21 protein-coding genes are annotated in these 24,202 nt (G+C 45.4%); 6 read left to right on the top strand and 15 right to left on the bottom strand.

Annotation, left to right across the window (positions count from 1 at the left end):
* Positions 1 to 51 precede the first annotated feature (51 nt).
* The gene (locus CKK33_RS17820; RefSeq protein ID WP_095705411.1) at positions 52 to 702 is read left to right on the top strand and encodes a hypothetical protein; all 651 of its coding nucleotides are present in this window, start codon (positions 52 to 54) and stop codon (positions 700 to 702) included.
* 3 nt (positions 703 to 705) lie between these two features.
* Here CKK33_RS17820 and CKK33_RS17825 read toward each other — a convergent pair whose 3' ends face one another.
* Complete coding sequence (locus CKK33_RS17825) at positions 706 to 1,455, bottom strand: phosphatase PAP2 family protein (RefSeq protein ID WP_095705412.1); 750 nt, start codon at positions 1,453 to 1,455, stop codon at positions 706 to 708.
* Between CKK33_RS17825 and CKK33_RS17830 the strand changes: the two genes are divergently transcribed.
* Positions 1,442 to 3,142 (top strand): amino acid permease, encoded by a 1,701-nt coding sequence (locus CKK33_RS17830; protein WP_095705413.1) that lies wholly within the window; start codon positions 1,442 to 1,444, stop codon positions 3,140 to 3,142. The genes CKK33_RS17825 and CKK33_RS17830 overlap by 14 nt on opposite strands.
* 219 nt (positions 3,143 to 3,361) lie before the next feature.
* Positions 3,362 to 4,534, top strand: coding sequence for a YXWGXW repeat-containing protein (locus CKK33_RS17835; RefSeq protein WP_095705414.1), 1,173 nt, complete (start codon positions 3,362 to 3,364; stop codon positions 4,532 to 4,534).
* A 56-nt stretch (positions 4,535 to 4,590) separates the two neighbouring features.
* Here the strand turns inward: CKK33_RS17835 and CKK33_RS17840 are convergent, their stop codons facing one another.
* The 10 genes from CKK33_RS17840 to CKK33_RS17885 all read right to left on the bottom strand — a co-directional run bounded on the left by CKK33_RS17840 (position 4,591) and on the right by CKK33_RS17885 (position 15,043).
* Complete coding sequence (locus tag CKK33_RS17840; protein WP_095705415.1) at positions 4,591 to 5,598, bottom strand: glycosyltransferase family 4 protein; 1,008 nt, start codon at positions 5,596 to 5,598, stop codon at positions 4,591 to 4,593.
* Between the two features lie 3 nt (positions 5,599 to 5,601).
* Positions 5,602 to 7,878 (bottom strand): glycosyltransferase family 4 protein, encoded by a 2,277-nt coding sequence (locus tag CKK33_RS17845; protein ID WP_095705416.1) that lies wholly within the window; start codon positions 7,876 to 7,878, stop codon positions 5,602 to 5,604.
* 255 nt (positions 7,879 to 8,133) lie between these two features.
* Positions 8,134 to 9,327: an aspartate aminotransferase family protein gene (locus tag CKK33_RS17850; RefSeq protein ID WP_095705417.1), complete on the bottom strand. Its 1,194-nt coding sequence runs from the start codon at positions 9,325 to 9,327 to the stop codon at positions 8,134 to 8,136.
* Between the two features lie 181 nt (positions 9,328 to 9,508).
* Positions 9,509 to 10,009: a hypothetical protein gene (locus CKK33_RS17855; RefSeq protein ID WP_095705418.1), complete on the bottom strand. Its 501-nt coding sequence runs from the start codon at positions 10,007 to 10,009 to the stop codon at positions 9,509 to 9,511.
* 3 nt (positions 10,010 to 10,012) lie between these two features.
* Positions 10,013 to 10,831: a hypothetical protein gene (locus tag CKK33_RS17860; protein WP_095705419.1), complete on the bottom strand. Its 819-nt coding sequence runs from the start codon at positions 10,829 to 10,831 to the stop codon at positions 10,013 to 10,015.
* Positions 10,832 to 10,882: 51 nt separating this feature from the next.
* Positions 10,883 to 11,437 carry an RNA polymerase sigma factor gene (locus CKK33_RS17865; protein ID WP_095705420.1) on the bottom strand — a complete coding sequence of 185 codons (555 nt, stop codon included), beginning with the start codon at positions 11,435 to 11,437 and terminating at the stop codon, positions 10,883 to 10,885.
* A 67-nt stretch (positions 11,438 to 11,504) separates the two neighbouring features.
* Positions 11,505 to 11,972, bottom strand: coding sequence for a thioredoxin-dependent thiol peroxidase (gene bcp, locus CKK33_RS17870; protein ID WP_095705904.1), 468 nt, complete (start codon positions 11,970 to 11,972; stop codon positions 11,505 to 11,507).
* A gap of 4 nt (positions 11,973 to 11,976) precedes the next feature.
* Positions 11,977 to 13,680, bottom strand: coding sequence for a M23 family metallopeptidase (locus CKK33_RS17875; protein ID WP_233138255.1), 1,704 nt, complete (start codon positions 13,678 to 13,680; stop codon positions 11,977 to 11,979).
* A 172-nt stretch (positions 13,681 to 13,852) separates the two neighbouring features.
* Positions 13,853 to 14,464 (bottom strand): fumarylacetoacetate hydrolase family protein, encoded by a 612-nt coding sequence (locus tag CKK33_RS17880; RefSeq protein WP_095705422.1) that lies wholly within the window; start codon positions 14,462 to 14,464, stop codon positions 13,853 to 13,855.
* Positions 14,465 to 14,539: 75 nt separating this feature from the next.
* Positions 14,540 to 15,043: a T9SS type A sorting domain-containing protein gene (locus CKK33_RS17885; RefSeq protein ID WP_095705423.1), complete on the bottom strand. Its 504-nt coding sequence runs from the start codon at positions 15,041 to 15,043 to the stop codon at positions 14,540 to 14,542.
* Positions 15,044 to 15,233: 190 nt separating this feature from the next.
* Between CKK33_RS17885 and CKK33_RS17890 the strand changes: the two genes are divergently transcribed.
* Positions 15,234 to 17,201 carry a KUP/HAK/KT family potassium transporter gene (locus CKK33_RS17890; protein WP_095705424.1) on the top strand — a complete coding sequence of 656 codons (1,968 nt, stop codon included), beginning with the start codon at positions 15,234 to 15,236 and terminating at the stop codon, positions 17,199 to 17,201.
* A 266-nt stretch (positions 17,202 to 17,467) separates the two neighbouring features.
* Here the strand turns inward: CKK33_RS17890 and CKK33_RS17895 are convergent, their stop codons facing one another.
* From CKK33_RS17895 to CKK33_RS17910, 4 genes are all read right to left on the bottom strand, one after another.
* Complete coding sequence (locus CKK33_RS17895) at positions 17,468 to 18,937, bottom strand: glycoside hydrolase family 130 protein (protein WP_095705425.1); 1,470 nt, start codon at positions 18,935 to 18,937, stop codon at positions 17,468 to 17,470.
* A 124-nt stretch (positions 18,938 to 19,061) separates the two neighbouring features.
* On the bottom strand, positions 19,062 to 19,982 hold the full coding sequence (locus tag CKK33_RS17900) for a DUF58 domain-containing protein (protein WP_095705426.1): 921 nt from the start codon (positions 19,980 to 19,982) through the stop codon (positions 19,062 to 19,064).
* A 33-nt stretch (positions 19,983 to 20,015) separates the two neighbouring features.
* Positions 20,016 to 21,038 carry a hypothetical protein gene (locus tag CKK33_RS17905; protein WP_095705427.1) on the bottom strand — a complete coding sequence of 341 codons (1,023 nt, stop codon included), beginning with the start codon at positions 21,036 to 21,038 and terminating at the stop codon, positions 20,016 to 20,018.
* 9 nt (positions 21,039 to 21,047) lie between these two features.
* On the bottom strand, positions 21,048 to 22,760 hold the full coding sequence (locus CKK33_RS17910) for a glycosyltransferase family 39 protein (protein WP_095705428.1): 1,713 nt from the start codon (positions 22,758 to 22,760) through the stop codon (positions 21,048 to 21,050).
* Between the two features lie 122 nt (positions 22,761 to 22,882).
* Between CKK33_RS17910 and CKK33_RS19550 the strand changes: the two genes are divergently transcribed.
* Both CKK33_RS19550 and CKK33_RS17920 read left to right on the top strand, forming a co-directional pair.
* Positions 22,883 to 23,557 carry a hypothetical protein gene (locus CKK33_RS19550; RefSeq protein ID WP_158223472.1) on the top strand — a complete coding sequence of 225 codons (675 nt, stop codon included), beginning with the start codon at positions 22,883 to 22,885 and terminating at the stop codon, positions 23,555 to 23,557.
* A gap of 62 nt (positions 23,558 to 23,619) precedes the next feature.
* Positions 23,620 to 24,078: a DinB family protein gene (locus CKK33_RS17920; RefSeq protein ID WP_233138256.1), complete on the top strand. Its 459-nt coding sequence runs from the start codon at positions 23,620 to 23,622 to the stop codon at positions 24,076 to 24,078.
* Positions 24,079 to 24,202 lie beyond the last annotated feature (124 nt).

Here is a 24,202-nt window from a genome sequence, read left to right on the forward strand (position 1 = left end):
CCATAAGGTACATCAATTAAAACTTATCCGTGTTTAAGCCGTTACTTATACATGAAAAAGTTAATTGCATTTGTGAGCCTTGTGCTATTTGCTGCAAAAAGCTTTGCACAAGGACAGGTACCGTTAAAGCCGGTTAAAATTGATAGTTTGATCACCATCTCCCTCCCGGAGAAATACACCAAAAAGGACACCTTAGGCCAAACCATTTACAACGCCAATGGCGCATATGGTTACATGACCGTGATACGCGCGCCTAACCAGGACAAAAAGCCTTTACAGAAAGAGAAAGACCTGAATAAGGTATTACAGGATTATGTAAAAGGTATTAAAGGCCAAAGCAATGGCGATGTGATGAACCTGCGCGATACTACCGTGGGGCACTTAAAAGCCAAAACCTTTACGCTCGAGGTTGATGAAGGCGCGGGTATACAATCGCGTAATTTCATCATTGTGTATACGCAGGATATTACTTATACCATTGAGTATTACTACGAGGCCTTAAGGAAAGATCTGGCGAAAGGTGAGTACAAACTTTACTCGGCATCGCTTAAAATATCTCCCGAGTTACAGCGTAACGACCAGTACCTTAGCAACGCCAAAGGTATGTCTACCGCCGCTAAGGTGGGGATTTTTGGAGGCGCTGCCATGTTGATCATTGTAATTGTGGTATTAGTTACCCGCAGAAAAAAAGCGATGGCCTAAGTGTTATCGTTTCAACAGCCCCCGGCTCCAACGGGGGCTGTTGATAAATTTACGGCTATCCAGGTAAGTAAGCCATACCGCCGTTACCAGTACACCTATGGCCGAGCCACCCATTACATCCTCAAAAAAATGCTGGCTTAGGTACATGCGCGAATAACCCACCATTAGCGCGTAAAAAAGGAACACCCAACCCCACTTCTTATTTTTTAAGAGGTAAGTAGCTACCATACCCAAACTAAAGGCAGTAACCGTATGCCCCGAGGGGAAACTATGCGTTGCCAGTATATACAATCCCTTTACAAAGTGTATGCGACTCAATTCGGCCTCAAAATAGATACGTGGCCGGGGCATATCAAAACTATATTTAAGCACCTGCGCGGTGAGGGCTGTTACAGCGTAACTGGTAATAGTTAAAAATGCCACCCGGTAATTAAAAAGCAATAGTATGGCCGCAAGGGTGATCATCGTCCAGCCATCGCCGAGGTGGGTAATGTAAGGTTCTACAGTGTCCAGAAAAGGCGTGTAATAGCTGTTAACGGCGAAGAATATTTCTGCCCGGGTAAATATCAGCTTAATGATGAGGCAGGCGCTCAGGATAAACAGATAAGGTACAAATAAGGTACGTACCCGGTACAAAACATCTTTAGCGCCATTGTTCATCGGCACAAAGTAAGGCATATACTTTTTCAATGCAAAAAAATGGTTATGTTTGATGTTGTAATAAAACTGACCTACGTACATGTCGAAAAGCATATTTCGCAAAAAGTCTGTATCAAAAATTCTGGCAGATGTTGCCAGCGGATTCAGCGACGGCGAACACTCGGGGGGCTCATCACATCTTCAAAAAGCCCTCAATACCCGCGATCTTACTTTAATGGGAATTGCCGCCGTAGTTGGCGCAGGTATTTTCTCTACCATTGGCGAGGCCTCATTTAATGGCGGCCCCGGTGTAACCTTGTTATTTGTCCTTACGGCTATCACCTGTGGGTTTTCGGCTATGTGTTATGCCGAATTTGCCTCGCGTATACCGGTGGCCGGCAGCGCGTATACTTATGCCTACGCTTCCTTCGGCGAACTTATTGCCTGGATCATAGGCTGGGACCTGCTGATGGAATATGCCATAGGAAACATAGCCGTAGCCATATCGTGGAGCGAATATTTTGTGAACCTTTTAGATGGTTTCCACATACACCTGCCCACCTGGGTTACGCTCGATTATTTTTCGGCCTTTAAGGCGCACGAGCAGGTACAGGAACTCACCGCCAGCGGCGACACCGCCGATATTACCGAACATATACGCAATGCTGCCAATGCATGGGCCACGGCCCCGGGCATAGGCAACTTAAAGTTTATTGCCAACATACCGGCACTGCTTATTGTAATTGCTATTACCTACCTGGTTTATATAGGCATACGCGAAACTAAAAAAGCTACAAACGCCATGGTTTATCTAAAAATAGGCGTAGTACTGGCGGTTATTATCATCGGCTTTTTTTATGTAACCCCGGCCAACTGGCACCCGTTTTTGCCTAATGGCTTTGGCGGGGTCATGAAAGGCGTATCAGGCGTATTCTTCGCCTATATTGGTTTCGATGCTATATCTACCACTGCCGAAGAATGTGAAAACCCGCAGCGCGACCTGCCCAAAGGCATGATCTACTCGCTTATCATCTGCACTGTGCTGTATATCCTTATCGCTTTAGTACTTACCGGTATGGTGAACTATAAAGACCTGCAGGTAGGTGATCCGCTGGCTTTTGTATTCTCAAAGGTTGGGCTTAAAAATATCAGCTATGTTATATCGGTAAGCGCGGTTATCGCTACCGCCAGCGTATTGCTCATTTTCCAGCTGGGGCAGCCACGCATATGGATGAGCATGAGCCGCGATGGCCTGTTGCCAAAGGCGTTCTCACGCATCCACCCAAAATACCATACGCCATCTTTCGCTACTATTATTACCGGTATTGTGGTAGCCGTTCCGGCACTGTTTTTAAACCTCACCGAGGTAACCAACCTTACCAGCATAGGTACGCTGTTCGCGTTTGTGCTGGTTTGCGGCGGCGTATTGCTGTTACCTCGTGAAGCAGCTGTAAGGGGTAAGTTCCGCCTGCCTTACATTAATTCGCAATTTATTGTGCCTGCCCTATTTATTATCGGCGTATACTTTGGCCGCCACTGGATATCGGGCTTGTTTGAGGGTGAGGCTTTACATCATAAGTTCCCTTATTTCCTGTTCCTGCTGCTCTCGCTCACATTGAGCATACTTGCATTTGTTAAGAAACTATCGCTGATACCGGTTTTAGGCCTGCTAAGCTGTTTTTACCTTATGGCCGAATTGGAGTACGAAAGCTGGATACGTTTCCTGTCATGGCTCGTTATAGGCCTGGTTATTTATTTCAGCTACGGTTATAAGAACAGCGTGCTGGGAAAAGCAAAATAACCAGCTGATAAATAATATAAAGAGGCCGCTTCTGTTAACTAAGAAGCGGCTTCTTTATTTGTCTACATTTTACCACCCGTAAACCAATGCTGTTATCGGAGGAAACCAAGCGCAAGTATATCATTTTGAACAGATTAGTATTTTTTTAATCTTAAACTATTGGTATAGCTATTGGTCAGACCCCTATGAATACCCTAATTATTCATTTATGGACATCTTATGAAAACAGTAATGAAAACAATGGCCATCGCTTTCCTGATGATGGTTGCATCAACAAAATTATTCGCGCAGGTAAGCATCGGCGTAGGTATATCGGTTCATTTAGCCCCGCCTGCACTGCCTGTTTACACACAGCCGGTATGCCCCGGCGACGGTTATATTTGGACACCCGGTTACTGGGCCTACGGCGATGACGGTTATTACTGGGTTCCGGGTGTGTGGGTAAGGCCACCGCATTACGGCTTATTATGGACTCCCGGCTACTGGGGCTTTACTGATGGTGTGTATGTTTACCATGCCGGTTATTGGGGGCCGCATGTTGGTTTTTACGGCGGCATTAATTATGGCTTTGGCTACGGCGGCGTTGGTTTTGGCGGTGGTGTATGGGCCGGTAACGTATTTAGGTACAATACAGCCGTCACCAACGTAAATACTACTGTGGTACACAATACTTATGTAAACAATACCGTGATCAATAATACAGTGGTGAATAATAACCGTGTAAGCTTTAACGGGCAAGGCGGCGTAAACGCCCGCCCTACCCCGCAGGAACAAACTGCCATGAGTGAGCGGCACATTGATGCTACCCCGCAGCAGCAATCACACATGATGGCAGCCCGCCAGGACCGCAGCCAGCTGGCTTCTCAAAACGGAGGGCATCCGGCTGTTGCCGCCATGAACCGTATAAACGGACGCAAGTTTGACCAGCAGGGCCGTATTGCCAACGGCATACATTCCGGGCAGCTAACCGCCGGCGAAACCAAAAACCTGGAAAACGGCCAGAAGAACATTAATCAACAGGAACGTGCAGACCGTGCTGCCGATAACGGGCACCTTACCCAACAGGACCGCCAGCAGCTCAAGCAAGACCAAAACCAGGAAAGCAAGGATATTTATAACGACAAGCACAATGCTTCCAGGGCCAATTATGCCAATAACGAAGTGGGGCAGCGCCGCTTTAACCAGCAGCAACGTATTGCCAATGGTATTGCCGCCGGGCAACTGCATGCCGGGCAAGCTGCAAGGCTTGAAGGCCGCGAGCAAAACATTAACCGCCAAATAGCTGCCGACCGCCAGGCCAACCGTGGCAGGCTAATGGCGCAGCAGTACAGGCAGGTAAACCACCAGCAAAACCATTTGAGCAGGCAAATACAGCATGAGCGCCACCGCTAAGTGTATAAAGTAAAAGCAAAAAGGGCCGTTTCAATAGAAACAGCCCTTTTTTTATTTTAAACCGATAATATTTGTTGATAGAGCCGGTAATAATCGTCGGCCATTTTTTCTTTAGAGAAATTAGCTGATGCCCATTCGCGGCAATAGTTGCGGTTTATACGGCTAACATCATTCACCGCAGTGACTGCCTCATCTGTACTGTTCACCAGGAAACCTGTACGCTCATGCTGTATCAGCTCCGGCATTGAGCCCTTGTTAAAAGCGATTACGGGTGTGCCGCAAAGCATCGCTTCGGCTACGCTCATGCCAAAAGGCTCCGCGAAATTGATGGGATGCAATAGAGCCAGCGCGTTGCCTAACAACTCATTGCGTTTTTCTGGCCCTGCCGGCCCCAGGTACACCACCTGGTCGCTTAAATGCGGTTCTACTTTTTCTTTCCAGTAATTTTCATCCTGTATAATACCCGCTATCAGCAATTGCTTGCCTGCTTTTTTAGCTATTTCTATCGCTTCCGCAGCGCCCTTATCATGATGGATGCGGCCGAAGTACAACAGATAGTTACCAGGTTGTTCTGTAAACTTAAAATCGGCAGTGTCCAGGCCATTGTAAACGGTAGCCAGATAATTAAGCTCCGGGCTGCGGTCGGCATTGCTGATAGACACATAATGCCCACGGCTGTTATATTTTTTATATACCGGGATAATCCTTTGCGACGAAAAGCCGTGAATGGTAGTGATCACCGGCGTCTCTATCAAACCTGTATAGGTGAGCGGCAAAAAATCAAAGTTATTATGGATAATGTCAAACTCCCCGGCTTTTTCCATCAGGTTACTAATATGCAGGCACTCCAGCACTTTGGCATCCTGGGTACGGTCTTCCTCATAGCCCTGCTCACATATCGCGTCAAGTTTGCCCGCGGTTACGGAGTCGCCTGTGGCAAACAAGGTAACATCTACGCCCAGCTTTATGAGGCCTTCGGCAATATTAGATGCAACCTGCTCCCAGGGCCCGTAATGCCTGGGCGGTGTGCGCCAGGCAACGGGCGATAGTATAGCAGCCTTCATTCGTTAGCAGATCTTTACTTTTTGCTCCATCTTATTATACTCGTACTCCAGCTCAAAAGCCTTTAATACGGTAAGGTGAGATATCATGTAGGCCAGTGTACTTTCGGCGCCCTGGTTACGGTTAATGCCGGTTGGCAGTAAGCCATCGCAGCAGCCTTTGGTTTCGTGGTCATAAAGCGGTGCACGCAGGGTATTTTCGCCCAGGAACCATTTATAGCTCAGGAACATTTTTTCAATATATTCCGGCTTACGGAAAGTTTGGTAAGCCTGGAAGTGCATCAGTACCATAGCCATGGTTTCAATAGCCTGCTGGTCAAACGTTGGGAAGGTACCACCACGATAATACCAGCCATCGTTACCTACCGGGCTCAGGTAACCGTTAGAAAGGGTAAGCTTGTCTAAGAACGCCATCGTTTTTAAAGCGATCTGTTTTACCTTTTGGTTACCGGTAATTTCATAAGAGTGCAACAGGGCCAGCGGTAATATGGCATTATCATAGGTCATGCTCTCTTCAAACCATTCCCAATCGTCAGAACGGGTGTTTTCATAAGCCTCAACCAGCGGATTGGTTAAACGTACCAACTCTGCCACCATACCTTCATCTGTAGGGTAAACCTGCAGGTACAACGCTATACCAATAATGGTATTAGCCTGCCCGCGAATATGTTTAAGTGCTTTAAAGTGCGGGTATGATTTATGGAACAACTCCAGCGCGAACTCACGGTAAGAATTGCTGGCCGCGCAGCTGATCAAATGGCCCAAAGCCCATATGGTACGGCCAAATGAATCTTCTGATCCTACTTCATCCAGATAACGCCTATCAAAGCTTAGGAAGTTGCGGAAGTTACCATCATCTGTTTGCATGTAGTGGATATAGCTCAGGTAGATAGGTAACAGACGATACGCATCGCTGCTTTTGTTACGCTGATAGGCCATTAGCGCCATAATGAGCGCCCGGGCATTATCATCAAGGCAATACCCTTCCTTAAGGTTAGGGATGCCATACTTAGCATGTTGTACAATACCGGTATCATCTGTAAGCCTTAATACGTGTGCTAAACTGAACTTAGGTAATATCTCTGGGTCAACTATGCTGTTCTTTAATATTTTATCGCTAAAGTCGTGCTTAGCAGATGCTTCCTGAGCCACTTTAATGAACTCGGCACCTATTACCGGCCAGCGAAGGTGCAGACCATATTCATAGGCGTTTTGTTTAAGTTCTTTCAACAACGCGTCGTTAGACAGCAACTCATTTACCGTATCAGCCAGTGCGTCGGCATTTTTGAAATCAAATAAACGGCCACGGTCATCAGCTAACAATTCTGTAGCATGCCAGTATGGCGTTGATACTACTGCCGCGCCCGAACCTACAGCGTATGAAAGGGTACCGCTCGTAATCTGCGCCTCGTTCAAATATGGGGTTACGTATACTTCTGTAGCAGTAAGGTAATTGATCAGTTCATCTTCGGTCACAAACTTATTGATGAATGACAGGTGCTGCGAAACTTTCAGCTGCGCTGCAAGGCTTTTCAGGTGGTCGCGATATTCCTCGCCAGAACTTTTAATAACGCCTGGATGGGTGTTACCTAATACCACGTACATCACATCAGGGTGTTTTTCTACAATTTTTGGCAGGGCCTTAACTACGGTTTCGAGGCCTTTGTTGCGGCTCAATAAACCGAAAGTAAGCATTACCCTATGGCCTTTAAACTGGCTTAGGCTTTTAACCGGGTTAATTTCCGGCGCTTCCAGATCAGGCACACCATGCTCAATGATCTGTATCTTCTCTGCCGGGATATCATAAATAGTGGTTAAGAACTCCACCGCGCGTTTGCTCATTACGATGATCTTAGCTGATTGCTCGGCAATTTCACGTATTACGATACGCTGTACGTAACTGGGGTCTTTTAAAACAGTGTGCAGGATAGAGATAAGCGGTTTTTCCAAACGGTTAATGAGCGGTAATACATAAATACCGCTTTCGCCGCCGTAAATACCAAATTCATGTTCCAGTATGCAGGCATCCACATCGCTGGTATTAATATAACTTGCGGCACGGATGTAATCCTTCTGGTGATTTTGGCGGATAACAAACTTTACATGCGACGGGTACTCGTATTCCTGCAGATCTTCAGAATCATTCAAGGCTACCACATATCCCCCATCAAGCGGATCCTTACGTTCAGGAAAGTTAGCGTTGATGGCATTCATTAAATTGTGGTTGAAGGTGGCAATACCACATTCGCGGGGTGGATAGGTTGATATGTATGCGATTTTCATATTATAGTAGAAGAATTCTGTTTTTAGCTCAAGAAAAACGGTAGCATGTTTTTATCATACACCTACTGACCCGAAAACTATGCACTAAAGACCTTTTTAAAGGCCTTTTAACATTGATATAAGCAAAATTTTCAAAGGCACTTAGCTATATGCATAAAGCATACCATAAAATGCCACGTATAACCCTGCCAGCGCAGTTTTGTATTTTTTTTACGCAAATTTGATGTATAACACCTAAGACTAATGGGTAAGTACTTATATACCTGTATGTTGTGCTATAGCTGAGGTAATAACATTGCAGGCTTTAATCAGCTCTTTTTGAGTAATAATTAAAGGCGGGGCTATACGCATAGAGTTGCTGCAGTGTAAAAACCAGTCGGTGATTACACCATTTTGTATACAGGTGTCTATAATTTTCTTATTAATATCAAAACTTTCGAACTCTATCGCCAGCATGAGGCCGGTTCCCCGCACCTCTTTGATAGCCGGGTGCTGCAGATGCTCGCGTATGATAGCCTCCTTTTCTGCTACGCCGCTGATGAGGTTTTCGTTCAGCAATACCTCCAGCGCGGCGAGGCCCGCGGCGCAACAAACCGGGTGACCACCGAACGTGGTAATGTGCCCGAGTATAGGATTCTCTTTAAACGCCGACATGATCTCTACCGAAGAAACAAATGCCCCTACGGGCATACCCCCGCCAAGCGCCTTAGCCATCAGCAAAATATCCGGAACGATATCAAAATGCTCAAATGCAAATAACTTTCCGGTGCGGCCGAGGGCGGCCTGTATCTCATCCAATATTAAAAGCGTACCTGTTTGGCTGCAGCGTTGGCGCAGCGCCTGCATATACGCTTTTTGAGGCACGCGCACGCCGGCCTCGCCTTGTATGGTTTCCAGTATCACGCAAGCGGTTTGGTTGTTGATACGTTCCAGATCATCAAAGTTATTCAGGCGCAGGAAACCCGTGCCCGGTAATAGCGGGCGATAAGCCTGTTTAAACTCCTCGTTACCCATTACACTCAGCGCACCGTGCGTACTGCCGTGGTAAGAGTTTTCGTAAGCCAGTACATTAGGCCGGCCGGTATAACGTTTGGCCAGCTTTATGGCCCCTTCAACGGCCTCGGTACCGGAGTTAGTAAAATATACAGAGTTAAGCGCGGCGGGCAGCAGACTCACCAGCTTTTCGGCAAAGCGTACCTGCGGCGTTTGCACATACTCGCCATACACCATCAGGTGCATATATTTCTCGGCCTGGTCTTTTACCGCCTGTACCACTTTTGGATGGCTGTGACCCAGGTTACTTACCCCGATGCCCGATATAAGATCGATATAGGCTTTGCCACTTTCTTCATAAATATAAACGCCTTCGGCACGGTCAAACTCAAGCAGAAGCGGGAAGTGGGTAGTTTGCGCGTTGTTATTTAAAAAAAGCTGGCGAAGGGTGAGCATATTCTCTGGCTGTAATGTTCAAACGTTGGAATGTTGCAAAGTTAGAATAATACTGCTGTGTTGGAAAGTTGTAAAGTTGGTTGTGTTTGCAGATAGGTTATTAACAAAAAAGCAGCTTAACGCTGCTCTATTAATTTAATGATAACATTTCAACCTTACAACCTTACAACGTTTTAACTCCTTAATTTCCAGCTCTTACGCTGCGTTCGCTCAGTTGCTTGATGAGTTCGTCGGTAAATTCGCGTTCGCTTTTGTATAACAGGCTTACTTTCTCCGGCGACATGATCTTCAGGAACTCGTCGCGATAGCGCTGGCGTATCTCTACCATTTGCTTTTCGTAAGCGATCTCCTTATCAATTTGCTCGGTACCGTTGGCAGATGCGCTGGAATTATTTAAGCGCTTAAGTACACGTACGGCGGTGAGGTCCTGCTGGTACTGGTTATAAATAGGCCAAAACCTGCGCGACTCATCATCAGTAAGGTTAAGCTGCCTGCTAATGAAATTGTTGCGTGCAGCCAGTATCTTTTGCCCTTTGGCAGTGCGTGGCCGGTTAAGCTGCGCAGCAGGAACGGTGGTGCGCCTGAAACCGCTTCGCAGATCGTTCACCTGCGCAAAAGCATCGTCGCCGGTTGTTGCCAGCAGGGTAATAAACAGTACTATATATTTAAAAAGCTTGTTCATCGGTTAGTTAACATCCATGTAATCCTGCAGGTCATCTGCAAGCGCATCGGTATTTATCTGTTTCTCGTTTTCCATTAACTGCCGGTTGTCGTTAGCATCCAAGTGCAGCTCCAGGTAGTCCTTTATCTCATCGGCCGGGATCTGTGATAACTGGGTATGCAGCAAAGTTTTCTGGTGCTCAACAGGTGCCGGAGCGTTACGTAAAAAGGCGCCTGCTCCTATTACCAGCGCTAAGCAGGCAGCAGTGGCATATTTAAAGGTGTTTGAAGCCCAAAGCTTGCGTACAATGGTTTTACGTATGGCTTCCTCGCGGCCAACGGTTTTGTTAAGTATGTCTTTATTAAGCGTTTCAAAATAGTTGGCAGGTACTTCAAAGGCTACAGGTTGCTGCAGTATTTCTTCCACAGCTATGCGGCTGCTGATCTGCTGCTGCATATCGTTAAAATAATCGGCAGGTATGGCAAAACCGGTTTCGCGCGTTTTAGTAACCTCCTCTAAATTGATATGGTTTTGTATGTTAGCTGCAAGTTCATCAAAGTACCCTTGCGGGACCGAGAATGAAGGCTGGTTTGCCGGTACGGCTTCTTCAAGCGCTATCCGGCTTTGGATATTACCGCTCAAGCTATCAAAATAACCCTCGGGCACCGCAAAACCCTGTGCTTCGTCATCAGTTTTTAAACCCTGTACTTTCACAAGGGACAATATGCGCTGACCGGCCTCTTCAAAATAGCCGGCAGGCACTGCAAACGGGTTTTCTTTTGAAAACCGTTGAAGTGACACTTCATCGTCCGCCCATTCTTTATTCTCCATATCGCTTTTCATACACTCCTATAGATGAATAATGTTGCCAAAGGTTTAATACTAATTTAAAAATTAATCATTTGAAAGTATGAAGTTCTCGATCTTTTTAACAGCCAAATGGTATGAAGCTTTGAGCGCGCCTACACTTGTGCCCAGCACTTCGCTCATTTCCTCATACTTCATATCATCAAAGTACTTCATGTTAAATACCAGCCGCTGTTTATCGGGCAGGGTAAGTATAGCCTGCTGCAGCTTCATTTGTATCTTATCGCCGGTAAACTGGTCAGAGCTGAGCAGGGTATCGGCCAGTTCGTAATCTACCTCATCAAGCGGCACATTATTCTTCTGCTTCTTTTTATTCAGAAAAGTAATACACTCATTGGTAGCAATGCGGTACATCCAGGTGTACAATTGCGCGTCGTTACGAAACCCGGGCAGGTTCTTCCAAATTTTAATAAAAACATCCTGCGTAATATCATCCGCGTCGTCATGGTCTATCACCATGCGGCGCACATGCCAGTATATTTTCTGCTGATATTTTTTCAGCAGCATGTTAAAGGCTTCGTTCCGGGTGTTCTCGTCCCTAAACTTGCTTAATATTTCATCATCGTCTGCCTGTTGGGCCATTTACTAAAATTTATTCTCTGTAAAATAAAGATAAGCCTTTTTTGTTTGAAATATGTTTACCAGACAGTTATTGCGCCAGCACATCCAGCACCTGCTGTGATGCCGCTTTGGTATCCACCTTTTCTATCACATGGGTAATGGTGCCGTCACCATCAATCACAAAAGTAGCGCGCGCTGTGCCCATATACTTTTTACCGTACATATTTTTTTCAACCCATACGCCGTAAGCCTCTACTATACTGTGTTCGGTATCGGCAATAAGGGTAAAAGGTAGCTGGTATTTGGTTTCAAATTTCTTGTGCGACTTTTCATCGTCAACACTTACACCTATCACCTCGAAACCTTTTGCCAGTAGCGACTGGTAATTATCCCTGAAATCGCATGATTCAGCCGTACAGCCCGGGGTGTCATCCTTCGGGTAGAAATACAGGATCACATGTTTACCCTTGTAATCAGATAACGATACAGGGTTTCCGTTTTGGTCATTAGCGGTAAAATCCGGCGCTTTATCGCCGGCTTTAAGTGATGTTGCCATGTTTTTATCGGTTAAATTCTGCCGTAAAAGTTGATGTATTATTTTTTGCATCAGTAACGGTAAACTCAAAAGTATGTTTGCCCGTACCAACACTATCGTCAAAGGTATAACTTAATATTTTAGTTTTGTAATCTCGCTCAACCAGCACCCATTTCCCATCAATTTTACCCGCGAAGCTTTTTATACCCGAAAGGTTATCGCTCATGCGCAGTTTAATGGCCCGCACAGCATGTAAGTTACTACCGTTGCGGATGTTTATGGGGGTGATAACCGGCGGCACGGTATCTATCCTGATGTAATAATCGCCAAAGGCGCGAGCCTCGCCCTTTACCCAGCCGTTTTCCCAGGTACTGGGTATGGCGCCGCCAACGGCGTTTACAATTACTGTTTTCTCGGCATTTGGGCCGGGGCTGATGTCGGGCTTTATCCATAGTTCGTAACTGTCATGCACAGGCGTAAACTTATTATGGATACGGTGGGTTACCGATAAAGCACCTGGTTTAGCCGGTTGCTCCGAGTAGATGAAATCCAGGTCGTCATATAAATTACCTGCCGGTATCACCACCTTTACCTTGTTGTTGGCAAACCTGCTTTCGCGGTCGTAACGGAGCAGCGCACCCTCGGGTTTTGCAGGTGCAATACTGGCCGCTGATGTATTTGACTGCACCTTGAAAGCCAGCATGGAGGTATTACCGGCAACGTCTTTCACCACAAATTCTACATCATGCAGCTTATCATCATTAAAGGCCATTATACCCCTGTTGATAGATTGCGGATATAAGGTAATGCGGCTGCCCGGCAAGATAAAGCATTTCTGCATCCAGCGCCTTGAGGTTAGGAAGGCCGGGTAATCAATATAAGCGTTGATGGCATGGGTTTGATCGAACGCGAAACGCTCAACCGAAAATGTGTACATGGTAACGCCATCCAGCTTTAACTCGAGCGAATAGATGCCGTTATGGTTAGCCGAAGCGCTGTTCATATCGGTTACAGAAATACCGAACCCTGTGTTACCACTCAGGTTTAGCACCTGTGGTTTCAATAAATGGTAACTGCCATTAACACCGCTCACAGGTAAAAACTCCTTGGGCGTTTTCTCGCTGAAGGGGTTACCGTTTAAATGATATATGCCGATAGCGGTGATGGCCGGTGGTATCTTATCAGGTATGGTAAGGCCAAACAACTGCGGGTTAATGGTTTGCTGCGTAACGGTATCGCGCAGTTCGAAGTGCAGATGCGGCCCTGCCGAGGCACCCTGATTGCCGGAGATAGCTACCACATCGCCTTTCTTAACGGAGAATACACCAGCCGGTATAGCGATATCGGCTTCAAAAGTTTGGTTCTTATACTGGTATTGTTTAACGTATTTTTCTACCTCGGGCGTAAAATTATTCACGTGGCCATACACGGAGGTGTATCCGTTAGGGTGCGTAATATACAATGCCTTGCCAAAACCGCCGAACTGTATGCGCACCCGGGATATGTAACCATCATAAACCGAATGGATGGGAAACCCAATGCGTTGATTGGTCCGGAAATCAAGACCGGAGTGAAAGTGGTTGGGCCTTAACTCGCCAAACGAGCCTGCCGTGGAAGGGGGCAAGTCAAGCGGGTACCTGAAATCGTTACGCGGGTATTGCCTGCTTTGAATTACATCCTGCGCGAAAGCACTTACAGATACGAAAAGCAGCGTGATTGCGAAAAACAAACGAGTGCTATTGCTAATAACACTTATTGCACCCTTTCGTAAGAGCTTCGGGACAGAGAACCGTAATGAAGCGGAGCTCATCGAAGACAAATCCTCTGATAGGTAAGTATCAGTTGAGGTAGATCTCTCCCCCTTCCCCGTTCGAAATGACATCGTTTTAATAGTTGTATACCTATTTAACATAAAAATCTAAAAGCTTTTCCCCCTCCAAAAATCCTTCCAATCTATCGCCAATGGCTACTTTACCTACGCCCTCCGGGGTGCCGGTAAAAATGAGGTCGCCTTTTTTTAGTGTAATGTATTGAGATACAAAAGCGATGATGCGCTCAAAGGAGAACAGCAAATTTTTGGTATTGCCTTGCTGGCGGGTTTCGCCGTTAATATTCAGGCTAAAGCCGATGTTATAGATGTCACCAAATTGGGCTTTGGGCACAAAATTACTTACCGGCGCGGAGCTGTCAAAAGCTTTGGCCAGTTCCCAGGGAAGGCCTTTTTCTTTATGGCGCGACTGGATATCACGGGCCGTAAAATCAACACCGAGAGCTATCTCTTCATAGTAATTGGCGGCAAACTTTTCGCTGATGTGCCTACCCTCCTTACTTACTTTGAGTACCAGCTCTATTTCGTGGTGAATATCCTGCGAAAAATCGGGATGATAGAACGGCTTATTATCTTTCAACAGGGCCGTATCAGGCTTCATGAAGATCACCGGTGTAGTGGGTACGGGGTTATTCAATTCTTTGGCGTGCTCGGCATAGTTGCGGCCAATGGCTATAATTTTCATAGACCCGCAAATTAGAAACTATACAGCCTAAATCCTAAAATAACGTTGAAAATGATGGCGGGGTGAAGGAATTGATCAGAATACAACAGGAATACGCTTGTTAATGGTTTCGTTACCTACTACCAGGCGTACAAAGTAAAAACCCCGGTTAAGCTTATTGCTTACGTTGTAGCTAAGCGTTTGCTCGCCGGTTTCCATGCGCTGCGATAAAAGGGTAAGTACATCATTACCCAATACATCCAGCACCTTGATATTTACATAAGCGTTACGCGAAAGGGTGTATTTAATATTGATCACATCACTTACAGGTACAGGATAGATCTGCACATTGGAAAGCAATTTATCATCGGCACGCGGAATATTAAGCTTGGTGGTTGAAGTAACCGCGGGTTTTACAGGCGGTATGGCCAGGTGCAGGCTGTTTTTAAACAAAGCCTTGGTTTGGCGTGCCCGGAACGAGCGCAGGTATGACGTATCACTTTTTTGGGCATTAACTCCCTTTGCAAGCGCAATGTTAACTGCTATAGCTAACATCAACACAGTTACCCAGGAATTAACGTAAGTAGATCGTTTAACCATATTATTACACGTTTTGCAAAAGTATAAATAAACTTATCACCTGCTTATCATACATATGAATAAATAATACTTTTAACAAATTTTAACAAAAACTGGTTTTGTTAGTTTACTATGTGGTATAGACTTATACGATTACTGCGGGTTTAAGTTGTGCCGTTTTTTTAATAGTTTTGCATCGATTTTATATAAAGTGTCAAGTCATAAAGATCTACAACGACTATCGGCTGCGGGGCTGCTCATTAGTTTAGGAATAATCTACGGCGATATAGGTACATCGCCTTTGTATGTGTTTAAGGCCATAGTAGGGTTAGAGCATTCAAGCAATTCACAACCATTAACGCAAGCGCTTGTTTTAGGTGGGGTGTCGCTCATCTTTTGGACGCTTACGTTGCAAACCACGCTTAAATACGTAGTGATCACCCTACGGGCAGATAACAAAGGCGAGGGTGGTATATTTTCGCTGTTCTCGCTGGTACGCAGAAAGGCCAAGTGGTTAATAGTGCCGGCAGTAGTAGGCGGCTGCGCATTACTGGCAGATGGTATTATTACTCCACCTATCACCATATCCTCAGCCATTGAAGGGTTAACCACTTATTACCCTAATTTACCTACGGTACAAATAGTTATCGCCATAATAGCGGCGCTGTTTATTATACAGCAGTTTGGTACATCACTGGTAGGCAAGGCTTTTGGGCCGCTTATGTTTGTGTGGTTTACTATGATGGGCGTATTGGGTGTGGCCTACATTGTGCAGATGCCATCCATTGTAAAGGCGCTTAACCCTTACTACGCTTTTGAACTGCTTACTTCAAATACCTACGACGCCTTTATTATACTGGGCGCAGTTTTCCTGTGTACTACAGGTGCCGAAGCACTATACTCCGACCTTGGCCACTGCGGGCGCGATAACATCCGCATCAGCTGGATATATGTTAAAACCTGCCTGGTACTCAACTACCTTGGCCAGGCCGTTTGGCTGCTGCAACGCGAGGGTAAGGTGATAGACCTGAGCACTAACAACCCTTTTTATAAGATAATGCCCGACTGGTTCCTGATCTATGGTATCGGCATCGCCACTATCGCGGCCATTATTGCCAGCCAGGCCCTTATATCGGGTTCGTTTACGCTTATTGCCGAAGCGGTGCGCCTGAACTTATGGCCTAAAGTGAAGATCAATTACCCGTCCGAGCAGAAAGGGCAATTATACGTACCCAGCGTTAACTGGCTGCTTTGTGCCGGTTGTATTGGTGTGGTATTATTGTTCCAGCACTCCAGCAAAATGGAAGCGGCTTACGGTTTAAGCATCACCGTAGCCATGCTCATGACCACTATACTGGTATCTAAGTTCTTACAACGCAAAAAGGTACCTACCTACATCATCGGGTCGTTTTTTGTTGTATATATCCTTATCGAAGGCACCTTTTTATTAGGTAACCTGGTAAAATTTGTACACGGCGGCTGGTTTACACTTACCATTGGCTTGCTGCTGTTTGTGGTGATGTGGACCTGGCACATCGCCCGCAAGATCAAGAACCGGTACGTGAAATTTATTGAGATTGACGACTATTTCAGCATCATCAAAGAGATGAGCGAGGATGAAACAGTGCCTAAATATGCTTCGCAACTCGTTTACTTAACCAGCGCCAATTTTAACTCTGAAATAGAATCAAAAATTATTTACTCCATACTGCAAAAGCAACCCAAACGTGCCGATGTGTACTGGCTGGTACACGTTGACGTAGTAGATGAGCCTTACAAACGCGAATACGAGGTAGATTTTTTGGTGCCCGGTAAACTGATACGTATAGACTTTAAGCTGGGCTTTAGGGTAGAGCAGCAGATTAACCTGCTATTCCGTAAAGTGGTTGAAGACCTGGTAAAGAACGGTGAAGTTGATATCACCAGCAGGTATAAATCGCTCAACAAACATAAAATAGTCGGCGACTTCCGCTTTGTGGTAATCGAAAAGGTAATGTCGCGTTCGCATAACCTGTCTTTATATGAGAAGGCGGTGATGTTTATTTACGGGCAATTGAAAAAGGTAAGCCTTTCCGAAGAACGCAACTTTGGCCTCGACCTGAGTTTTGTTACCGTCGAAAAGGTACCTTTAATGCTCACCTCGCCTGATACGGTAAATATTACACGTATAAAACCATAATGCCTCACCTAAATCCTCTCCAAAGGAGAGGACTTTGACTTGTAGGATTTACACAATGCTTTGCTTTGATGCCTCACCTAAATCCTCTCCAAAGGAGAGGACTTTGACTTGTAGGATTTACACAATGCTTTGCTTTGATGCCTCACCTAAATCCTCTCCAAAGGAGAGGGCTTTGACTTGCAGGATTAGACAAAGTTGTGACGCCTCTCTAAATCCCTCCATGGAAGAGGATTTTTATTTATCTTAAAATCGCTTTAGATTAGAAATTACTCTACACCATCCTCTTTGAGGCGGGTTAAAAGCTCGTTAAGGTCCACTTCGGCAAAAGAGGTAGAAGAGTCGGATATACCGTACGGGATGATCAGTTTGTTGTTATGAATGATAGATCCGCAGGAATAAAGTACATTGGGTACATAACCTTCACGCTCATCACTGTTGGGTACTAATAATGGCTCTTTTAAGCGGCCGATCTCAACGGTTGGGTCATCCAGCTTTAACAAACTCGCGCCCAGCACATAGCGGCGCATCGGGCCAACCCCATGCGTAATTACTATCCAGCCGTCCTTGGTTTCAATAGGCGAGCCGCAGTTACCTATCTGCACAAACTCCCAGGTAAAGCTTGGTTTCTGTAAAAGATCGGGTTTCTCCCATATATTGATCTTATCAGAATACATGATGTAATTATTGCAGCCATCTATACGTGAGATCATGGCATAGCGGCCATTGATTTTCCGCGGGAATAAAGCCAGGTTCTTGTTCTGCGCGCCTGCCCCGTATAAAGGCATGATCTTGAAATTATAAAAATCATTGGTTTGCAGCAGCTTCGGCATAATCAGCGAACCATCATAGGCGGTATAGGTAGCATAGTAAACCGATGTGCCATCATCATTGGTAAATTTAACAAAGCGGGCATCCTCGATACCTTTACGCTCATACTCCGATATCGGGAAGATCACACGGTCTGATATATCGGTATCCATCGAGAAAACGATCTCGTAATAAGAGTCGGCCAGCCACAGCACCTTGTCATATTCCAGGCGCATCATGTCGTCTTCCTGCCCATTCTGCGAGTCGATAATAATGCGACGCAAATTGGCATACTCAAAATGATGGTCGAGCTTTTCTTCCAGCTCCTTCAACACAGAGATGTTGATCTGTGTGATGGCTGCTTTTTCTAAGAATAGTTTCTTATTATATACTGCGTTACGAATGATCTCGGCTTCGTCAATATAACTACCGGCAGGCTGTACGGTTATCTGGTTATCTTTATCAATAAGCGCGCGGCGGAAGGTAATAGAAGAAATATGCCCCTCTCCCACTGCCCTGAAACTAAGGATGATACGCTTTTGCCCTTCTTCGAGCTCAGCCTGGTCGGGGTCCTCAATTACCGAAGGGTTAAAAAACGCCGCCGACTCGATAGAATACTCATGCGTAAAATACGAGCCCATGAGCAGTTTACGGTATACGGTTAGGCTGTCAAAATCAATCCCCAGTTCGGCAAACAGCGGTTTTAATTTGCTGCAATGGCGGTTAAGTACCCGTGTAATGTTACGGTGGCGTTTAGAGTACTCCTGCAGCAATGGCGATATAATGCCAAAGGCGGTTTCCTCGCTTATACCCATTACTCTTTGTATAACTTCTTTAGCCCGGTTATTACCATTAAAAAAAAATCTTGCTATAACACGTTTCGGATCCGGATTTACTCTTATGGGTTTGCGTTCTACAGAAAGTCTCATACTTAAAATAAGTGCGTTTACTCAATAACACATCCAATGCTAAATTGATTTCAACAATTTCACAAAGCCGTAAATATTACACTTAAAAGTTAAAAAGCAAAATCAACATCAATCTTGCCTGGCATCAGATCATGCTGTTTCTTTTGATAAGGAAGCTGCGCAGGATAGCCTGGTAACCTTTGTCAATATCGGCATCCATGAGTTGTATGCCGTATTGCGCGCATTTTAAATGCAGTTGTTGCCGGTATGCCGCTACGGCCTGCCGGTAGCTATCGCGCACCTGCCCGGGCTGCACACGTACTTCTTTGCCGGTTTCCATATCAATAAAATGGTGCGGGCGGTTATCAAAATTAAAATCGCGTTCCTCCCCGGGGGCGATAACATTAAAAATCATTACCTCGTGCCTGCGGTATTTTAAATGCCGCAAAGCCGCGAACAGCTCTGCGGCCTTCTCCGGGTCCATGCTATTCTCCATCATATCACTAAAGATGATCACCATAGAGCGCTGATGTATCTCATTGGCAATAAAGTGAAGCGTTTGGGTAATGTTGGTTGCAGTATGTCGTTTAGGCGCGGCGAAGGCCTTTTCCAGTTCGGCAAACAGGTAAAACAGGTGTGCCGAAGTAGACCGGGCCTGGCTTATCCAGTCCATTTGATCAGAGAAAAGGCACAGGCCAAAAGCGTCGCGCTGCTGTTTAAACAAGTACATGAGCGAGGCAATAGCATAAATAGAGAACTCCAGCTTGCTTGTACCCACGGGTGGGAAATTCATAGAAGATGAAGTATCCAGCAACAGGTAGCAGCGTAGATTGGTTTCCTCCTCAAACTGCTTTACAAATAACTTATCGGTACGGGCAAGCAGCTTCCAGTCGATATTCTTTACTGATTCGCCACTGTTATACAGCCTATGCTCCGCAAACTCGACTGAAAAGCCATGAAATGGGCTTTGGTGCAGGCCGGTAATAAAGCCCTCTACCACTTGCCGGGCAAGCAGTTCCAGGTTGGCCAGTTGCCGCAGTTGCTGGTTATTGCTAAGTTGTGGCATAGTTAACGTACTATATGTGCCTGCTCTGTTTTTTTAATCCTTAAACCTTACCAGATTCTTTCGCCCGATATCATACACCAGCCTGAAAGCTTCCTGGTTGCTGCTAAAGCCCGGCGTATTATGCAAGCTGAATATAAATTGACCGCGCAAGCCTTTGGCAACAAATGGCGTAATAATAAAATCAAGGCGGTTATAGGTTTTATAGCGATAATAAGCGTCGCCATATTCAATATGATGGCCATCGCCTTTGTAAAACTCATCAAAGATCGCCAGTCGCCAGTAGCTTAAGTAGGCATTAGCCACAAAACCTTTTGGTTTCTGGAAATTATCCAACCCGCGCACGCGTTCTAACGACATCATGGCACCCGCCTCTATACTTAACGAATCAAGAAAGGTTTTATGACTGAAATTGGCCCCAAGCTTTGCCTGTAAAGCGCCGTTATCGCGTATATGGTCGCCTGGTATGGCTACTCCGGGACCCGCATCATGCAGCATAAAGGCGTAATGAGCCAGGTAAAGTGGCCCGTTTAACCAGGGCTGGTACTTGCCCGAAAAACCAAAAAGGAACTGCTCACGGTCTGTAGCGGTTTGGCGGCTCACCCAATCAATCCATATGGTTTCTGTTACATGCTGGTTTTTGAATCGCGTTAGCATACCTTCTACGTTGGGGCGATAGTAACGCAACGTATCATTCAGCATCGCACGCGGATAATCGGTCAGTAAACCCTCACGGGAGAACGCGCCGATATTAAATAGCCAGTTCTTGTTATTAAAACTATAATATATGGTTGGGTTCACCCTTACAAAAAACGGGTTGCCTCCAAACTCGTGCAGCATGTTGGCGCCGGCATAAAAGTGGTTATTGCTATCGATGTGGAAGCCAAGATCAATAGTGGTACGTACGCCCGAATAGGTGCGCGACCTTTCCGGAAATTCCTTATACTCCCGGTTATCAAAAAAACCAAAGCCATTTAAATGAAAATCAACGTTCTGCGCTTTTGCTAACGCGGAAGTTAAAAGGGTTAATAACAGGAGTGCGTATATTTTTCTAATCATGCGGGTAAGTTATTCAACAGTAAATTTAATGTAGCTGCTGTTGCGGCTACCGGTAAACGGTTCGGTGCGGAGCGAAAAGAACAGGTCATACAGTCCCTTCTGTTTAGGTGCCACCACCTTCACGGTATAACGCGCTGCTTTACCTATGGGTATCTGTACCTGGTTAAATGTGCTATCAGCCTGCTGTATCGCAACAGGGGTAGTATGTATAAAAAAGCAGGTCTCCAAAAATACCGGGTGCTTAGCATTATGGTTGGCAAAGTTAATTGCGAAAGGGTACGGATTAGTTATGGTTACGTCAAATTGCAAACTTTGCCCCGGCCTTGCTTTTATATGCTTTTGAAGGCAACTGATCTGCACCTTCTGGTAACTCCGCGCATCATCAACCCAGCCGGCATACCAGGTGCCGGCCATGTTCTTTATCGTATCGGTAGTAACGCCCTGTTGAAACCGGTTGAGTACATAATATATTCTCTTATGCTGCAAACTATCTTCAATGGGCCAAAGGCTGTATTGTGTGCGTCGGTAGTCGCGCGCGTCATAACTGAGGCAGGTTACGGTATTATTATAAAAGTTGTATTTGCTGGGGTTTTGAAAACCCTCGCTCATTACCACGTAATGGCTACCAGCTTTTTGTTTCACCAGGTGCGCCCATTCCTTAAACCCGTAATAGCTTTTAAACTGTTCAACCTTACGTATCCAGGCGGGGCCGAAAACAAGGCATGCTCTTAAAATAAAAATGAAGGCGATATTGATAATGGCCAGCCTTTGCAGCCATTGGTAGGGTTTGGCAGTTTCGGTAATGTATATCAGCGCCAATGTTACCAGAGGCACAAAGGCTATGAGCGTCCAGTGGGGCTCAACTATGCCTTTTAAACTATTCAGTAAAAAAAAGATAAAAGTACCCGCCGCGTTTACCATCAGCCCACGTTTAAATGGATCGGTGGCCCGTTTGCGAAATGCAGCATAAAACACAAACCAGCCAATAAACGGCCCGCCCATGGCCAGTTGTGCCGGCAGATAACCCAAGGTTTGGTCGATACGGTAGCCTGCCTCCGAGCGGTCGAACAAATGGTAGGTAATGGTTGGGTAACCATGGTTAACCTGCCATAATATATGCGGCAGAAAAAGAACGGTAGCTACCGCAGCCATGAGCCAAAAGCTCTTCCGTTTAAGCAGCGCGGGGTTAGACAGGATGGTAAAACCGATAACCAATACCGCGTGGTATTTACTGTATAGCAGGCAAGCGATAATCAGCGCCAGTAATAAGGTAAGCTTTAGGTTGTCACGCTCCAGATATTGCTTATAGAAATAGAAAAACAGCACCGTGAACAGAAACAGCGGCACATCGGGCGTGGTAGTAAAGCCGTAGATATTAAAAATGAACATGCCCGAAACAACGAGTATGAACCATTTAGATTGCACCCGGTAAGGCTTAGCAATAAGCCACAGTACATAAAGCGCTATGCTACTGCAACAAATTGTGAGTAGCCGTACACCAAACTCATTTTGGAAAATGGCATAACCCGCCTTTATGAACAACGCCACCATGGGCGGATGGTCAAAGTACCCCCAAGCTAAGAAGCGCGAGTAGATCCAATAGTAAGCTTCATCGGCATGGATCTCCAGCGTGGCCGACTGGATAATGTTAAACAGCGTCCAACAGGCAATAAAAACCCATATTGGTCTGTTGCTTTGTACTGTTGCAGCCGTTTTCTCCATCGGCTACAAATGTAATTTAAAAATTTGTCCTAAAATACTCATTCATTTATCTTAAGGATTAATATAAATTAACTATAGATAGCATTATTTTTTATATTTTTACGCTAAACAATAATTATTAAATGAAAAAACAATTTATTAACATCGCATTATTCGGCCTTTTCCTTTTTGGCTGTCAAAAACAAGAAGCACCAACTTTGAAAACCGATGGAATCTCTTCTAAAGTTGCTGAGATCACAAAAGTAGTTGATTCATCTTCTGTTTCTAACGGTAGAACTATTACGGCTGCTGCCATACCTAATTGCGGTATTGCGACCCTGCCGACTCCCGTTGCAGGAAACGGAACAGTAATTTTACCTGCAGGTACAATAATGGCTGTTTATCAGCCTTCCAATGAAACGCAGTACCCTTCTTCTGTATATTTTGGATCATCTTATGAGTTTACCATTCAAGGTGATGGCAATCTGGTTTTGTATAACAGAAGTACTGGGAAATCTTTGTGGAGTTCTCAAACTGCAACAGGTGGTGCGTTTAAGCAAATTAATTCTTACGTAATCCTTCAGGGTGACGGTAACTTAGTAATTAGACAAAGAGATAAGAACAACAATATCGTAGAAATATGGGGTACACACACTATATTATGCGCAAATCAAAGTTTACCGAAATTGGTCTTACAATCTGATGGTAACATTGTAGAAGAATATGAATGTGCGCATCGTGGTAATTTAACGCATGGGTTTATTGGAAATACAGGAACCGGAGGCGGCGGTCAAAGCAGTCATCCTGGCAAATTTTAAATAAAAAAAGCTGGCAAGTGCCAGCTTTTTTTATTTTTTTAGTGTTTATATCAATAAACATCATGATAGAGAAACAACTGGAAATTGTACGTAAAACACGCCTGAGCATTTTAAATACATTAGAAGGCTTTAGCCTGGAGCAACTCAACAAGATACCCGCTGGCTTTAATAATAACATTATCTGGAACCTGGGTCACATGATAGCTGCACAACAAGGTATCTGCTATAAACGCGCCGGGCTGGATATATGGGTAGATGAAGATTTCTTTAACCGTTATAAATCTGAAACCAAACCGGAAGGACCGGCAGATGAGCAGGAATATCAGCTTATCAAAACCCTGCTACTGACCAGTCTGGATCAACTGGAAAAAGACTACCATGCCGGTATATTTGGCAACTACGTTACCTGGACCACCCGCTACGGTGTTGACATGAGCAGCATTGACGACGCAGTTGCCTTTTTGCCTTTCCACGAAGGTTTGCACTGCGGGTACATTATGGCGATGAGGAAGTTGGTGTAGCGACTCAAACCGTGTCATTGCGAGCAGCGATAGCGACGCGGCAATCTCAAAGGCAAATCCGTAGTGCTTGTCCTCTGAGATTGCCACGCTCCCGCTCGCAACGACACTATATAAAACAAGAAAA

The sequence above is a fragment of the Mucilaginibacter sp. MD40 genome (genome assembly GCF_002288635.1).
GTDB lineage: Bacteria > Bacteroidota > Bacteroidia > Sphingobacteriales > Sphingobacteriaceae > Mucilaginibacter.

What these genes read in the sequence shown, in the direction of transcription:
- CKK33_RS17820 (WP_095705411.1), top strand. Translation starts at nt 52, where the DNA reads ATGAAAAAGTTAATTGCATTTGTGAGCCTTGTGCTATTTGCTGCAAAA.
- CKK33_RS17830 (WP_095705413.1), top strand. Translation starts at nt 1,442, where the DNA reads ATGTCGAAAAGCATATTTCGCAAAAAGTCTGTATCAAAAATTCTGGCA.
- CKK33_RS17825 (WP_095705412.1), bottom strand. Translation starts at nt 1,455, where the DNA reads ATGCTTTTCGACATGTACGTAGGTCAGTTTTATTACAACATCAAACAT.
- CKK33_RS17835 (WP_095705414.1), top strand. Translation starts at nt 3,362, where the DNA reads ATGAAAACAGTAATGAAAACAATGGCCATCGCTTTCCTGATGATGGTT.
- CKK33_RS17840 (WP_095705415.1), bottom strand. Translation starts at nt 5,598, where the DNA reads ATGAAGGCTGCTATACTATCGCCCGTTGCCTGGCGCACACCGCCCAGG.
- CKK33_RS17845 (WP_095705416.1), bottom strand. Translation starts at nt 7,878, where the DNA reads ATGAAAATCGCATACATATCAACCTATCCACCCCGCGAATGTGGTATT.
- CKK33_RS17850 (WP_095705417.1), bottom strand. Translation starts at nt 9,327, where the DNA reads ATGCTCACCCTTCGCCAGCTTTTTTTAAATAACAACGCGCAAACTACC.
- CKK33_RS17855 (WP_095705418.1), bottom strand. Translation starts at nt 10,009, where the DNA reads ATGAACAAGCTTTTTAAATATATAGTACTGTTTATTACCCTGCTGGCA.
- CKK33_RS17860 (WP_095705419.1), bottom strand. Translation starts at nt 10,831, where the DNA reads ATGAAAAGCGATATGGAGAATAAAGAATGGGCGGACGATGAAGTGTCA.
- CKK33_RS17865 (WP_095705420.1), bottom strand. Translation starts at nt 11,437, where the DNA reads ATGGCCCAACAGGCAGACGATGATGAAATATTAAGCAAGTTTAGGGAC.
- bcp (WP_095705904.1), bottom strand. Translation starts at nt 11,972, where the DNA reads ATGGCAACATCACTTAAAGCCGGCGATAAAGCGCCGGATTTTACCGCT.
- CKK33_RS17880 (WP_095705422.1), bottom strand. Translation starts at nt 14,464, where the DNA reads ATGAAAATTATAGCCATTGGCCGCAACTATGCCGAGCACGCCAAAGAA.
- CKK33_RS17885 (WP_095705423.1), bottom strand. Translation starts at nt 15,043, where the DNA reads ATGGTTAAACGATCTACTTACGTTAATTCCTGGGTAACTGTGTTGATG.
- CKK33_RS17895 (WP_095705425.1), bottom strand. Translation starts at nt 18,937, where the DNA reads ATGAGACTTTCTGTAGAACGCAAACCCATAAGAGTAAATCCGGATCCG.
- CKK33_RS17900 (WP_095705426.1), bottom strand. Translation starts at nt 19,982, where the DNA reads ATGCCACAACTTAGCAATAACCAGCAACTGCGGCAACTGGCCAACCTG.
- CKK33_RS17905 (WP_095705427.1), bottom strand. Translation starts at nt 21,038, where the DNA reads ATGATTAGAAAAATATACGCACTCCTGTTATTAACCCTTTTAACTTCC.
- CKK33_RS17910 (WP_095705428.1), bottom strand. Translation starts at nt 22,760, where the DNA reads ATGGAGAAAACGGCTGCAACAGTACAAAGCAACAGACCAATATGGGTT.
- CKK33_RS19550 (WP_158223472.1), top strand. Translation starts at nt 22,883, where the DNA reads ATGAAAAAACAATTTATTAACATCGCATTATTCGGCCTTTTCCTTTTT.
- CKK33_RS17920 (WP_233138256.1), top strand. Translation starts at nt 23,620, where the DNA reads ATGATAGAGAAACAACTGGAAATTGTACGTAAAACACGCCTGAGCATT.